This window comes from Caulobacter sp. ErkDOM-E, assembly GCF_048541895.1.
Lineage (GTDB): Bacteria > Pseudomonadota > Alphaproteobacteria > Caulobacterales > Caulobacteraceae > Caulobacter.
On sequence record NZ_CP183331.1, the window covers coordinates 3,489,763 to 3,502,721 of the forward strand.

At 67.2% G+C, this 12,959-nt stretch carries 16 protein-coding genes; 9 read left to right on the forward strand and 7 right to left on the reverse strand.

From position 1 onward, the window contains the following. Positions 1 to 13: 13 nt before the first annotated feature. Positions 14 to 1,321: an acyl-CoA dehydrogenase family protein gene (locus tag ACN2C7_RS17075; RefSeq protein ID WP_419318552.1), complete on the forward strand. Its 1,308-nt coding sequence runs from the start codon at positions 14 to 16 to the stop codon at positions 1,319 to 1,321. 3 nt (positions 1,322 to 1,324) lie between these two features. Here the strand turns inward: ACN2C7_RS17075 and ACN2C7_RS17080 are convergent, their stop codons facing one another. Continuing rightward, on the reverse strand, positions 1,325 to 1,729 hold the full coding sequence (locus ACN2C7_RS17080) for an endonuclease domain-containing protein (protein WP_419318555.1): 405 nt from the start codon (positions 1,727 to 1,729) through the stop codon (positions 1,325 to 1,327). A 133-nt stretch (positions 1,730 to 1,862) separates the two neighbouring features. Here ACN2C7_RS17080 and ACN2C7_RS17085 point away from each other — a divergent pair, with 133 nt between their 5' ends. Further along, entirely contained in the window at positions 1,863 to 2,378 is a 516-nt protein-coding gene (locus tag ACN2C7_RS17085; RefSeq protein ID WP_419318557.1) for a methylated-DNA--[protein]-cysteine S-methyltransferase, read from the forward strand. Here the strand turns inward: ACN2C7_RS17085 and ACN2C7_RS17090 are convergent. The 3 genes from ACN2C7_RS17090 to ACN2C7_RS17100 are packed head-to-tail and all read right to left on the reverse strand — an operon-like array spanning position 2,375 to position 3,622. Continuing rightward, positions 2,375 to 2,800, reverse strand: coding sequence for a DUF4345 family protein (locus ACN2C7_RS17090; protein WP_419318559.1), 426 nt, complete (start codon positions 2,798 to 2,800; stop codon positions 2,375 to 2,377). The genes ACN2C7_RS17085 and ACN2C7_RS17090 overlap by 4 nt on opposite strands. A gap of 25 nt (positions 2,801 to 2,825) precedes the next feature. Continuing rightward, a complete protein-coding gene (locus tag ACN2C7_RS17095; RefSeq protein ID WP_419318561.1) occupies positions 2,826 to 3,224 on the reverse strand; it encodes a VOC family protein in 399 nt (132 codons plus the stop codon). Then, positions 3,221 to 3,622: a protease inhibitor I42 family protein gene (locus ACN2C7_RS17100; protein ID WP_419318563.1), complete on the reverse strand. Its 402-nt coding sequence runs from the start codon at positions 3,620 to 3,622 to the stop codon at positions 3,221 to 3,223. The genes ACN2C7_RS17095 and ACN2C7_RS17100 overlap by 4 nt, the downstream gene beginning before the upstream one ends. Positions 3,623 to 3,829: 207 nt before the next feature. Here ACN2C7_RS17100 and groES point away from each other — a divergent pair, with 207 nt between their 5' ends. The 3 genes from groES (at position 3,830) to ACN2C7_RS17115 (ending at position 6,322) form a co-directional block, all read left to right on the forward strand. Continuing rightward, positions 3,830 to 4,120 (forward strand): co-chaperone GroES, encoded by a 291-nt coding sequence (gene groES, locus ACN2C7_RS17105; RefSeq protein ID WP_010918572.1) that lies wholly within the window; start codon positions 3,830 to 3,832, stop codon positions 4,118 to 4,120. A gap of 59 nt (positions 4,121 to 4,179) precedes the next feature. Further along, complete coding sequence (gene groL, locus ACN2C7_RS17110; protein WP_419318565.1) at positions 4,180 to 5,823, forward strand: chaperonin GroEL; 1,644 nt, start codon at positions 4,180 to 4,182, stop codon at positions 5,821 to 5,823. Between the two features lie 172 nt (positions 5,824 to 5,995). After that, positions 5,996 to 6,322: a hypothetical protein gene (locus ACN2C7_RS17115; RefSeq protein ID WP_419318567.1), complete on the forward strand. Its 327-nt coding sequence runs from the start codon at positions 5,996 to 5,998 to the stop codon at positions 6,320 to 6,322. Here the strand turns inward: ACN2C7_RS17115 and ACN2C7_RS17120 are convergent. After that, a complete protein-coding gene (locus tag ACN2C7_RS17120) occupies positions 6,319 to 7,167 on the reverse strand; it encodes an IMCp domain-containing protein (RefSeq protein WP_419318569.1) in 849 nt (282 codons plus the stop codon). The two genes, ACN2C7_RS17115 and ACN2C7_RS17120, sit on opposite strands and share 4 nt — an antisense overlap. A gap of 154 nt (positions 7,168 to 7,321) precedes the next feature. On the opposite strand from ACN2C7_RS17120, the gene ACN2C7_RS17125 reads away from it, so the two are divergent. Next, the gene (locus tag ACN2C7_RS17125) at positions 7,322 to 8,482 is read left to right on the forward strand and encodes a DUF3089 domain-containing protein (RefSeq protein ID WP_419318571.1); all 1,161 of its coding nucleotides are present in this window, start codon (positions 7,322 to 7,324) and stop codon (positions 8,480 to 8,482) included. 46 nt (positions 8,483 to 8,528) lie between these two features. Here ACN2C7_RS17125 and ACN2C7_RS17130 read toward each other — a convergent pair whose 3' ends face one another. Next, entirely contained in the window at positions 8,529 to 8,705 is a 177-nt protein-coding gene (locus tag ACN2C7_RS17130) for a DUF1328 family protein (RefSeq protein WP_419318573.1), read from the reverse strand. Between the two features lie 105 nt (positions 8,706 to 8,810). Here ACN2C7_RS17130 and cobT point away from each other — a divergent pair, with 105 nt between their 5' ends. The 3 genes from cobT to ACN2C7_RS17145 all read left to right on the forward strand — a co-directional run bounded on the left by cobT (position 8,811) and on the right by ACN2C7_RS17145 (position 12,448). Next, complete coding sequence (cobT, locus tag ACN2C7_RS17135) at positions 8,811 to 10,739, forward strand: cobaltochelatase subunit CobT (RefSeq protein ID WP_419318575.1); 1,929 nt, start codon at positions 8,811 to 8,813, stop codon at positions 10,737 to 10,739. Further along, entirely contained in the window at positions 10,736 to 11,779 is a 1,044-nt protein-coding gene (locus tag ACN2C7_RS17140) for an esterase-like activity of phytase family protein (RefSeq protein WP_419318577.1), read from the forward strand. Before cobT ends, ACN2C7_RS17140 begins: the two co-directional genes overlap by 4 nt. Positions 11,780 to 12,145: 366 nt before the next feature. Continuing rightward, entirely contained in the window at positions 12,146 to 12,448 is a 303-nt protein-coding gene (locus ACN2C7_RS17145; protein WP_419318579.1) for a hypothetical protein, read from the forward strand. 163 nt (positions 12,449 to 12,611) lie between these two features. Here ACN2C7_RS17145 and rpmB read toward each other — a convergent pair whose 3' ends face one another. Beyond that, complete coding sequence (gene rpmB / locus ACN2C7_RS17150) at positions 12,612 to 12,917, reverse strand: 50S ribosomal protein L28 (protein ID WP_419318580.1); 306 nt, start codon at positions 12,915 to 12,917, stop codon at positions 12,612 to 12,614. Positions 12,918 to 12,959: the final 42 nt, after the last annotated feature.

The following is a 12,959-nucleotide window of genomic DNA, read 5'->3' on the forward strand; positions in this document are numbered from 1 at the left end:
ATTGGGAAGCGCCATGGATTTCGACATCTCCCCCACGCAGCGGCAATTCCTCGATCGCGTCACCGCGTTCATGGACGAGCACATCGTGCCGGCCATCCCGCGATACGAGGCCGAGATGAACGTCCTCGGCGCCGAGCGCTGGAAGGTCGTGCAGGTCGTCGAGGAACTGAAGGCCAAGGCCAAGGCGGCCGGGCTGTGGAACTTCTTCATGCCGCCGCACAGCGGCCAGACCCACGTCGACGACACCTTCGTCTTCGAGGGCGTGCAACTGACCAACCTGGAATACAGCCTGATCGCCGAGCAGCTCGGCAAGGTCGGCTTCGCGTCGGAAGTCTTCAACTGCTCGGCGCCTGACACCGGCAACATGGAAGTGCTGATGCGATACGGCACGCTGGAGCAGAAGGAGCGCTGGCTGCGCCCGCTGATGAACGGCGAGATCCGCAGCGCCTTCCTGATGACCGAGCCGGACGTGGCCTCGTCGGACGCCACCAATATCGAGACGCGCATCGAGCGCGACGGCGACCACTATGTGATCAACGGCCGCAAGTGGTGGTCCTCGGGCGTGGGCGATCCGCGCTGCAAGGTCGCCATCGTGATGGGCAAGACCGACCCGGACAACGCCAGCCGTCACGCCCAGCAGAGCCAGGTTCTGGTGCCGCTGGACGCCCCCGGTATCGAGATCGTCCGCATGCTGCCGGTGTTCGGCTATGACGACGCCCCGCACGGCCATGCCGAGGTGATCCTCAAGAACGTCCGCGTTCCCGTGGAAGACGCCTTGCTGCTGGGCGAAGGCCGCGGCTTCGAGATCGCCCAGGGCCGCCTTGGCCCCGGCCGTATCCACCACTGCATGCGCACCATCGGCACGGCGGAAGTCGCGCTGGAAAAGATGTGCAAGCGCCTGATGAGCCGCAAGGCGTTCGGCAAGTTCATCTCCGACCAGTCGGTGTGGGAAGAACGCGTCGCCGACGCCCGCATCGACATCGAGATGTGCCGCCTGCTGTGCCTGAAGGCCGCCGACATGATGGACAAGGCCGGCAACAAGTCGGCCCGTCTGGAAATCGCCATGATCAAGGTCGCGGCCCCGCGCCTGGCCCTGAAGATCATCGACGACGCCATCCAGGCCCACGGCGGCGGCGGCGTGACCACCGACTTCGGTCTCGCCAAGGCCTATGCCGGCATCCGCACCCTGCGCCTGGCCGACGGCCCGGATGAAGTGCACCAGCGCACCATCGCCCGCATGGAATACGGCAAGTACGGCGACCTGGTTTACAAGCAGAAGGCCGAGAAGGAAGCGGCCCTGCACGTTCCGGGTATTCGCTAGATCCTAAGAAGCCCTTCCCCCTTGATGGGGGAAGGGTTGGGATGGGGGTGACCGCTGAATCTCAGCCGCGACACGCTCGGCGATGTCGTATGGATACTCGTAAGCTTCGCGGTCCCTCACCCGCATGACCCTATAGCCCTGTGCAGTCAGCCACGTGTCGCGCTCGGCGTCTCGCAATTGCGCCTCGGGCAGGTCATGCCGACCACCATCCACTTCTATGACCAGTTTGGCTCCATGATGGGCGAAGTCGGCGACGTAGCGGCCGATCGGCGCTTGTCTGCGGATGTGTAGATTCAAGGCCCGCAAAGCTTCCCATAGCCTGCGCTCGCTGACCGTCATGTCGCGGCGAAGTCTGCGCGCCCGGCGGATCGCGCCAGGCGCGTGACTTGGCTTCGGCTTGTCGGACATGCCGCATCACCCCCATCCCCGGCCCTTCCCCCATCAAGGGGGAAGGGAGAATGTATCTCGACTTGAACAAACAGTGAACAATGATCGCAAAATTCGGGCGGACTGCAGCCTCGCGATCGCGGATAAACTCTGCATGACCCGCCCGCCACACCTCCGCCTCGACCGCCTCCCCTCGCCCCTGGACGAAATCCTGCTGGTCACCGACGAGACCGGCGCCGTGCGGGCGCTGGATTTTCACGACTACATGCCGCGCATGGGTCGACTGCTGCGCCTGCACTATGGCGACCTGCCTCCGGAGAACGGCGCCGCGCCGGCCGGTGTGCGCGCCGCGCTCAACGCCTATTTCGAAGGCGCTCTGGACGCCCTTTCCGCCATCGCGTGGGCGACCCACGGCACAGCCTTCCAGCGCGCGGTCTGGACCGCCCTGCTCAACATCCCGGCGGGAACGACCTCGACCTACGCCGCCCTCGCCACCCGGATCGGAAAGCCTGCGGCCACCCGGGCCGTGGGCGCGGCCAACGGCGCCAATCCCATCGCCGTCCTTGTGCCTTGCCACCGGCTGGTCGGCGCCACAGGCGCGCTCACCGGCTATGGCGGCGGCCTCGAGCGCAAGGCGTGGTTGCTAAGGCACGAGGGCGCGCGACCCTAAACGATCATCCCGCCGCGCAGGACGAGGCGACCGGGATTGAGAAACGGCAGCGCCAGGGTGGTCCCAATCAGCACCTCGAAGAGCAGACTGCCCAGATTGAACCGGCCGCCGGCCTTGTCGATCAGCAGCGAAGCGGCGCGACCCAGCGCGACACCGAACCAGGCCAGGGCCAGGGCGAAGGCCATCGCCGCGCCAATGCCCGGCTGGTAGCCCAGATAGAGGGCCGCCCCGGCATGCGACAGCACCAGCAGGCCGCCGAACGCCCGTCCCCCCGCCAGCAGTGGGGGCAGCGTGGCCTCCCCCTGGGCGAGGCCCGCCATGCCAAGCCCCTGGGCCGGCCTGGCCAGGGCGATGCCGCCCAGCGCGCCACCGATCACGCAGGCGATCACGGCCAGCAGCAGGGACAGGGCATAGCTCGACATGCGCGGGGCGCTCCTTGAGGTCGGTTCAGACGGGCGCCGCGGGCGCGGCGCCATGACAGACGGCCTCGATGTTGAACCCGTCCGGGTCCAGCACGAAAGCGCCGTAATAGTCTGGATGGTAATGAGGGCGAAGTCCGGGCGGACCGTTATCTCGTCCGCCCGCCGCCAGGGCGGCCGCATGGAAAGCGTCGACCTGGGCCGGGGTCTGGGCCCGAAACGCCACATGCACCTTGCCCTGCGCCGCATCCTGGCCGGCGATCCAGAAGAACGGCCGGGTATCGCCATAACCGGTGGACTGCACCCCGCCGGTGAACTCCGGCGGCACGGTGTAGAGCCGGGACAGGCCCAGCGGCGCCAGGGCCTTGTCATAGAAGGCCGCCGAGCGATCGAAATCCGCCACGCCCAGGGTGATATGGTCGATCATTTGACCAGCACCCTGAAGACCCGTCGGGTGTCGCCGGCCGTGTCGGGCATCCACGGCTGCTTGAGGGTGAAGGACAGCTCGGCCGTGCCGCGCCCCGTGGCCTGATAGGTGAAGATCGTCATGATCGCCCCGCCCGGCAGGGCGGCGTTGGTGGTCTGGCTGGAGCCGCCGCTCAGAACCGTGCCGTCCGCCTCCCGATCCAGGCGCCAGGAATAGCCCGTGCCGGCGTTTAGCGGCAGTTCGATCCGCAGCGCCTGCCCGGGAGCCAGCACGACCGGTCCAGCGTCCGAAACCGTCAGGGGACCAGGCGGCGGCGGCGGGGCGCTGACGCAACCGGCCACGAGGATCAGGCCCAGGCCCAGACTGGCCGCCAGGGCCGAGGATAGGAAACGTTTCATCAAGCCTGTCCTTACGCCTGTCCTGGCTGGCCGCCGAGGCGGCGCGGGGCATTTGGCGCGCCAGAATCGGAGGGCGCAATCCTTGACTCCGCCATCCCCCGGCACTACCTCCTGCCCGGCGCTGGCACTCACCGGGGGCGACTGCTAACAGCAGCGCTTCCCTCGCTGGCGATCCCTAATTCTAACCGTCCCGACGGAGAACATCCTATGAAATTTCGTCCCCTGGGCGACCGCGTCCTCGTGAAGCGCGTCGAAGAAGAAACCAAGACCAAGGGCGGGATCATCATCCCCGACACCGCCAAGGAAAAGCCGCAAGAAGGCGAAGTTGTCGCCGTCGGCCCCGGCGCCCGTAACGACAAGGGCGACGTTGTCGCTCTGGACGTGAAGGCTGGCGATCGCATCCTGTTCGGCAAGTGGTCGGGCACGGAAGTGAAGGTCGATGGTCAAGACCTGCTGATCATGAAGGAAAGCGACGTTCTGGGCGTGGTCGAGGCCTAAGTCCTCCTCCGTCCGAACGACTTTCCAACCCCCTATTTCTCTTTTGAAGGGCTCTCAACATGGCCGCTAAAGACGTTTATTTCTCCTCGGACGCCCGCGACAAGATGCTGCGCGGCGTCAACATCCTCGCCAATGCGGTGAAGGTGACCCTCGGCCCCAAGGGCCGCAATGTCGTGATCGAAAAGTCCTTCGGCGCCCCGCGCTCGACCAAGGACGGCGTCTCGGTCGCCAAGGAAATCGAACTGGCTGACCGCTTCGAGAACCTCGGCGCGCAGATGATCCGCGAAGTCGCCTCGAAGACCAATGACAAGGCCGGCGACGGCACCACCACCGCCACCGTCCTGGCTCAAGCCATCGTGCAAGAAGGCCTCAAGTCGGTTGCCGCCGGCATGAACCCGATGGACCTGAAGCGCGGCATCGACAAGGCCGTCGCCATCGTCGTCGCCGACATCAAGGCGTCGTCGAAGAAGGTCACGACCAACAACGAGATCGCCCAGGTCGGCACCATCTCGGCCAACGGCGACAAGGACGTTGGCGAAATGATCGCCAAGGCCATGGACAAGGTCGGCAACGAAGGCGTCATCACCGTCGAAGAAGCCAAGACCGCCGAGACTGAACTCGACGTCGTCGAAGGCATGCAGTTCGACCGCGGCTACCTGTCGCCCTACTTCATCACCAACCCCGACAAGATGGAAGTTCAGCTCGAAGAGCCGCTCATCCTGCTGTTCGAAAAGAAGCTCTCGTCGCTGCAGCCGCTGCTGCCGGTGCTGGAAGCCGTCGTTCAGTCGGGCCGTCCCCTGCTGATCATCGCCGAGGACGTCGAGGGCGAAGCCCTGGCCACCCTGGTGGTCAACAAGCTGCGTGGCGGCCTGCGCGTCGCCGCCGTCAAGGCTCCGGGCTTCGGCGATCGTCGCAAGGCGATGCTGGAAGACCTGGCCATCCTGACCGGCGCTCAAGTCGTGTCGGAAGACCTGGGCATCAAGCTCGAGAACGTTTCGCTCGAAATGCTCGGCAAGGCCAAGAAGGTCACGATCACCAAGGACGACACCACCATCGTCGACGGTATCGGTGAGAAGGACGCGATCGAAGCCCGTATCGCCCAGATCAAGCGCCAGATCGAAGACACCACGTCGGACTACGACAAGGAAAAGCTGCAAGAACGTCTGGCCAAGCTGGCCGGCGGTGTTGCCGTGATCCGCGTCGGCGGCTCGACCGAAGTCGAAGTGAAGGAAAAGAAGGACCGCGTCGACGACGCCCTCAACGCCACCCGCGCGGCCGTTGAAGAAGGCATCGTCCCCGGCGGCGGCGTCGCCCTGCTGAAGGCCTCCAAGGCCCTGGCTGGCCTGACCGGCGACAACGCCGACCAGACCGCCGGCATCGCGATCATCCGTCGCGCCCTGCAGGCCCCGATCCGTCAGATCGCCGAAAACGCCGGCGTTGAAGGCTCGATCGTGGTCGGCAAGGTTCTGGAAAGCGACTCGGCCACCTTCGGCTTCAACGCCCAGACCGAAATGTATGTCGACCTGATCGTGGACGGCGTCATCGACCCGGCCAAGGTTGTCCGCACCGCTCTGCAAGACGCCGCTTCGGTGGCCGGCCTGCTGATCACCACGGAAGCCGCGATCGTCGAAGCCCCCAAGAAGGCCTCGGCCGGCGGCCCTCCGGGCGGCGGCATGGGCGGCATGGGTGACATGGACTTCTAGTCCACGCGCTCAGCCTCCTGCTGAACAAGACGAAGGGCGGGACCGCAAGGTCCCGCCCTTTTTCTTTGGCGGGGCGGCAACGGGGCGGCGTTCATGGTCCCTCTCTCAAAGAGAGTGACAACACTGCGGTTCACCGGTTGACGCCGCCCCCGCGCGCGGCCAAGCAGCAGCCATGTTCCGCCAGCGCCCCGACGCCGATCTTCTTGTTCAAGGCTGGGTTGTCGGCGTGATGGTCGAGATCGCCGGCGAACGCGCGCCCGTCCGGCACTATTTCGGGGTCGGCAAGCCCGAGCGGGCCCGGGCTGAATGGGCGGCCGTCGATCTGGCCCTGGAAGCCGGCGCCGTGGCCTCCAGCCCTTATCGGGGCACGGAGCCGGTCGAGGCCATCCGCGAGATCGTGGCCTATCGGATGCGCGAACTGGGCCTCAAGCCCGGCGAGATCCGCGCGCTGGGCGACAAGTTCCCCCGCCGCTGGCTGCCGGTGCAGACCGAGTCCTAGTAGCGCTTGCCACCGCAACCGCCGCAACCCGAGCCGCCGCCCCCGACCGTGACGCGAACCGAACTCGACGCCGAAGCTGTGGCCGAAGCCGAGCTTCTGGCGGAACCGCCCGCCCAGCCGCCGCCGGATCCGCCGACCACGCCGCCATAATAGCCGCCGCCCCGTCCGCCGGAGGGACGTCCCACATAGCCGCCGCCGATATAGGGCGGCTCGACAGGATGGTCGGGAGCGATATCGACCGGCTGGGGCAGCCAGCCGCCGCCCAGGCCGTAGCGGGTGGAGAAGTTCTGGTTGCCGCCATAATAGGCCGCCCCGTCCCAGGAGCGGCTTTCCTGGCTCTCCTCGTAGCGAGCGCTTTCCGACTCGTAGGTTTCGTCGCTGATGATCACGCCGCCCGAGGCGCGGTGATCCTCGCGCCGGCGCTCATGGCGCGGGCCACAATCGCAGTCGCGCGCCACCTGGACCGGCCGCTCGACCACGCGGTCGATATAGACCGGCTTTTCGACAATGCGCTCGACCGGGACCTTGACGATCTTTTCGACCACGCGGTCGACGGGCCGATCCACATAGACCGGCTTCTCGACGATCTTTTCCACCACCTTGACCACCGGAACCTCGACGCGGCGCTCGACGATCTTTTCGACGACGCGATCCACCGGCCGGTCGATATAGACGGGCTTTTCGACGACGCGGTCGACATAGACCACCCTGGTCACGGGCTTGGGTCGCTTGGCGGGCGCCTTTTGAAGCGCGGCGGGATAGCCATCGGCCAGGGCCGGCGCGGCCAGGCTCGTCGCGGCCACGATCGAGCCGGCGAGCAAAAGGGTCCTGAACGGCGTCTTCATCGGGTTCGCACTCAAAAACACGTGCCGTTTCGGGACGGCGTCCCGCCGCGCCGCAACAACCGGGCCATGGCAACTGGACCTCAGGGCCTTGGCGCGGCCGCCGCCTTTTGCCATGGTCTCCCAAACAAGCGTTTGAGCGCGAAGTGGGGAAACGATGTCCAAGACCATGCTGGCCGCGATCGGCCTGACCGCCGGCCTGATCCTGGGAAGCGCCGCCTGCGCCCAGACGCCGTCGGCCGCCACGCCGAACGACTACGCCAAGGCCGACAACTGGCTGTGCCTTCCGGGCCGCGCCGATGCCTGCGCCACCGACCAGACCACGACCATCGTCACCGCCGACGGCAAGGCCAGCAGCGAAGCCTTCAAGCCCGCCGCCAATGCGCCTGTGGACTGCTTCTATGTCTATCCGACCGTTTCGACCGATCCGGGCGGCAACAGCGACATGACCATCGACGCCGCCGAGCGTTCGGTGGTCGAGCACCAGCTCACGCGGTTCGGGGCCCAGTGCCGCATCTATGCGCCGATGTATCGCCAGATCACCCTGGCGGCCCTGCGCAAGGTGATGATGGGCGGACAGGCCGGCGACGCCGCCCTCGCCTATGCCGACGTGCGCGACGCCTGGAACCATTACCTGACGCAGGAGAACAAGGGCCGGGGCGTGGTCCTGATCGGCCACAGCCAGGGCTCGCGGATGCTGCTGCAACTGCTGAAGGAGGAGATCGACGGCAAGCCGGTCCAGAAGCAGATGATCTCGGCCCTGATCCTGGGCATGAACACGCCGGTCGACGCGGCGGGCAAGTACGGCTCGATCCCGACCTGCGCCAGCGCCAGCCAGACCGGCTGCGTGGTGTCCTATGTGTCGTTCCGCAGTTCTTCACCGCCGCCGGCCGCCAGCCGCTTTGGCAGGACCGACCCGCAAGGCCTGCGCTCGGCCTGCGTCAACCCCGCCGCCCTTGTGGCCGGCAAGACCCAGACTGACGCCGTACCCCTGCAGGCCTATTTCAGCGCCGGGGGCATGGGCTCTTCGGCCGCCACGCCCAAGCCCTGGGCCAAGTCCGTGAAGGTGACGACGCCGTTCGTTTCCGCGCCGGGCCTGGTCTCGGGGCGCTGCGTCAGCGCCGGCGACTTCACCTATCTGTCGGTGGATGTGAACGCCGACCCGGCCGATCCCCGCGTCGACGACATCACCGGTGACCTCCTGGTCTTCGGCCAGCCGCTGAAGGACTGGGGCCTGCACCTGATCGACGTGAATCTGGCGATGGGCGACCTGGTGGCGCTGGTCGGCGAGCAGTCGAAGGCGTTTGCGGCCCCCTAGAGCCAGCACGATGGGGGAGCGCTGGCGCTCCCCCTGACGCTTGCCCCTATCGGCTCGCGCCCTTGAAGATGACGCCGCCCAGCAGCAGCACCAGCACAAAACCGACCAGGAACAGGAAGAACAGGATCTTGGCGACACCCGCAGCCGCGCCGGCGAGGCCGGTAAAGCCCAGAGCCCCGGCGATCAGGGCGACAATGGCGAGGATGATGGCCCACTTCAGCATGATGCGTTTCCTTGTTTGGGAAGCCGGCAGCGCTTCTGACAAAACAACCCGCCAGAGCGCACAGCGTTCCTTGTTTTCGCCGCCCGGGGCCGGTAACCGATAGTCATGGCGTCCAAGCCCGAAAGCCCGACCGAACCCTTCAAGCGCGCCCTGGCGCACGCCGCGCGTTCGCTTGCCGAAATGCCCGATCTTGAGGTCGTGTTCTCGGGCGATGGCCCGGTGCTGATGGGCAAGCGCGCGGTGTTGCCCCATCCCCCGCGCGACCTCAACAGCAAGGAAGCCGCGCGCATCCGCGGGCTGGCCGACCAGATGGCCCTGCGTCTGGCCCACCATGACACGCAGGCCCATGCGCGCGCCCGTCCCTCTTCGCCTGACGGTCAGGCGGCCTTCGAGTCGATCGAGCAGGCCCGGCTGGAAGCCATCGGCGCCAACGCCATGGGCGGCGTGCGCGCCAACCTGACGGCCGCGCTCGAAGCCCGCCTGGAAAAGCAGGGCCTGACCCGCACGGTCGCCACCGATCGCCAGTCGGCGCCCATGGCCGAGATCCTGGGCCTGATGGTCCGCGAGCGCCTGACGGGCGACGCGCCGCCCGAGGGCGCCAAGGCCCTGGTCGACATCCTGCGCGCCGACATCGAGGCCAAGGCCGGCAAGGACCTGGACCGTCTGGCCGCCGCCATCGACGACCAGGCCACCTTCGCCCGGGTCAGCCGCGAGATCCTCCGGGACCTGGATCTGGGCGAGGAGATGTCGGACGCCACCGAGAGCTCCGACGAGGACGACGGCGAGCAGGACCAGCAGGACCAGACCTCCGACGAGGATCCGGGCGAGGGCGAGGGCGATCAGTCCGAGGGCTCAACCCCGCAGGAAACCGACACCTCCGACCGCGAAACCGAAGCGGGCGACGAGGAGATGGTCCAGTCCGAGCAGGACGGCGAGCCCGAGGACAGCGACGAGAGCCCCGAGATGGGCGACGGCGCCAAGCCGGCGCGTCCCGACAGCGGCCCCGCCCAGCCCGGCGAGCCGGCCTACAAGATCTTCACCAACAGCTATGACGAGATCGTTCCGGCCGAGGACCTCTGCGACGCCGAGGAGCTGACCCGGCTGCGGGCCTATCTCGACCAGCAGCTGTCGGCGCTTTCCAGCGTCGTCTCTCGCCTGGCCAACAAGCTGCAGCGCCGCCTGCTGGCCCAGCAGAACCGCGCCTGGACCTTCGATCTGGAAGAAGGGATGCTGGATGTCGCCCGCCTGACCCGGGTGATCATCGACCCCACCGCCCCTCTGTCCTTCAAGCAGGAAGAGGACCAGGAGTTCCGCGACACCTGCGTGACCCTGCTGATCGACAATTCGGGCTCGATGCGCGGCCGGCCGATCATGGTGGCCGCCGTCTGCGCCGACATTCTGGCGCGCACGCTGGAGCGCTGCGGCGTCAAGACCGAGGTGCTGGGCTTCACCACCCGGGCCTGGAAGGGCGGAACGTCCCGCGACGAGTGGGTCAAGGCCGGCAAGCCGCCAGCGCCGGGCCGCCTGAACGACCTGCGCCATATCATCTACAAGGCCGCCGACTCGCCCTGGCGCCGGGCTCGCAAGAACCTCGGTTTGATGATGCGCGAAGGCCTGCTGAAGGAAAATATCGACGGCGAGGCCCTGATGTGGGCCCACCAGCGCCTGATCGGCCGGCCCGAAGCCCGCCGCATTCTGATGGTGATCTCTGACGGCGCGCCGGTGGATGACTCCACCCTGAGCGTCAATTCGGGCCACTATCTGGAGCGCCACCTGCGTCAGGTCATTGCCGAGATCGAGGGCAAGAGCCCGGTCGAGCTGATCGCCATCGGCATCGGCCATGACGTGACGCGCTATTATCGCCGCGCCGTCACCATCGTTGATGTGGAACAGCTGGGCGGCGTTCTGGTCGAGCAACTGGCCGCGCTCTTCGACGAGGAGCCCCGCGCCGTCAAGAAGGCGCGCGGCCTGCTGGCGCCGCTGCAGACCGTTCAGCCCTCGGCTCCCAAGGCGGCTCGCAAGGTTCCTGCATGATCGGCCTGCGGATCGGCCTGGTGCTGGCCCTGACCGCCGGCATGCTGAGCCACTGCGGCCGCAAGCTCCCGCCGCCCCTGCCCGTGGTTCCCGTCAAGGCCGGTCCGGAGATCGCCCTGCAGACCACCCCTGTGCCGCTGGATGCGTCCAACCCGGCCCGGACCACGATTGAAGGCTTCGTTTTCGCCGGCGGCGTCGCCATCACCAGTTCCGAGACCTCGCGCCTGCACGGTCTGTCGGATCTGGCCATCACCGCGGACGGTGGGCTAGCGGCCGTTACCGACTTTGGCGATCTCTTCCAGGCTCGGCTGGTGCTGGATCCCGCCGGCCGACTGATCGGCCTGAGCGACGGCAAGCTGGAGGGCCTGAAGGGCCCCGATGGTCAGCCGTTGCAAGACAAGGACAAGGCCGACGCCGAGGGCCTGGCGATCCTGGCCAACGGCGATCGCCTGATCAGCTTCGAGCGCGACCATCGAATCTGGCTCTATCCGGCGGCAGGCGGGCCGCCGCGCCCCGCGCCCAAGCCGGCCACGATCCTTCCCTACAACGAGGGCATGGAGGCCCTGGCCGCCTATCCCGCCGCAGGCCCGGACGCCTATCTGGTCGGCGGCGAGGAGGGCGAAACCTGGCTGTGCAAGCTGTCGGCGGCCTGCCAGGCGCTGGCCCCGCAGCAGGGTCCGGACTTCACCTGGGGCCTGACGGCAATGACCGCGTTCAACGGCCCGGCCATCGCCACCTTCCACCGGGGCTTCGACCCCATCCGGGGCTGGCGCGGCATCCTGCGGTTCGTGGCCAATCCGATGGCGCCGCCCGCCCGGCAGACCGCCGTCGCCAGCCTGCATCTGGACGGCGCGACCACGCGCGACAACTACGAGGGCCTGGCCCTGAGCACCACGCCTTCAGGCGCCACCCGCGTCTATCTGATCTCGGACGACGGCGGCCTGCCGGGCCAGCGCACCCTGCTGATGGCCTTCGACTGGACGCCGCCGCCACCGCCGCCCGCGCCCCTCAAGAGCAAAAAGCCCGTCCGCAGACGGTGAGCGCATTGCCGGCGATACTTCCATGTTGCGCTGCAGTATCTCGCGCGCACTGACAACGTGGTTATGCGTTTTGCCGGTTGCGAGGCGAGACCCACGCACCGTCCGAGGAACGCGTCGGGGGGAGGTTGAACCCAACCCGCAGGTCCATGCCGACCTGATGGGCGCCGCCAAGCCCCCGCTTCGCCGCTCGCTTCATGTCGAGGCAGACGTGAAGAAATTCAGGTGCAGCGCAACATAATCGTTGATAACCCAAAAAGGCAAGACTATGACTTTTGTCGACGGCCGAGCAGGCGAGAACCGGAAGGACCGTCAGAGGAACGCGTCGGGAGGAGGTTGAACCCAACCCCCTTTCGTGGACTACACAACATGATCCGCACCATCGCCCTGGCCGTTTCGGCCATCGCCCTGACCGTCGCCGCTCCCGTTTCGGCCACCGAACTCCGCGTCAAGGTTTCCGGCAAGTCCGCCGAGCAAGTCCGCGCCGACATCGTCAAAGCCGCCAGCACCGTCTGCTGGCAGGACGTTCGCGGCGAAGCCATGTCCGGCTACCTGTACCCCGCCTGCATCCGCGCCTCGGTCAGCGACGCCGTCGCCAAGATCAACAGCCCGGCCCTGACCGCCTACAACACCGCCAACCCGGCTTCGGGTTCGGTTGTCTCGGCCCGCTAAGCCGACCTGTTTCAGTAGCGTAGCGTACCAAACCCGGCGCGGTCCTCCGCGCCGGGTTTTGCTTTGTCTGGACCTTGCTTGGCAGGGCGCCGGCGCACAGACGCGAAAAGGCCCGCGAGGATCGCTCCTCGCGGGCCTTTCAATAGTTGGTCGCGATCGTCGCTTAGGCGGCGACGGCCAGGGCGGCGGCCTTGGCCTTGGCCTTGACCTGCGTCTTGATCTTCAGGGCGCGCGGCGACAGCTGCTCGTCCTTGGCGCCCAGCAGGAACACGTCCAGGCCACCCTTGAAGTCCAGGGTGCGCAGGGCGGCGTTGCTGATGCGCAGACGGAAGGTCTGGCCCAGCGAATCCGAGGCCAGCGTCGCCGGCGACAGGGCCGGCAGGAAGCGGCGCTTGGTCTTGATGTTCGAGTGGCTCACATTGTGGCCGACCATCGGACCGATACCGGTGAGTTCGCAGCGGCGCGACATGGGACTACCTTGGCTGGGCGGAGCCGGAGCTTCGCAGACATG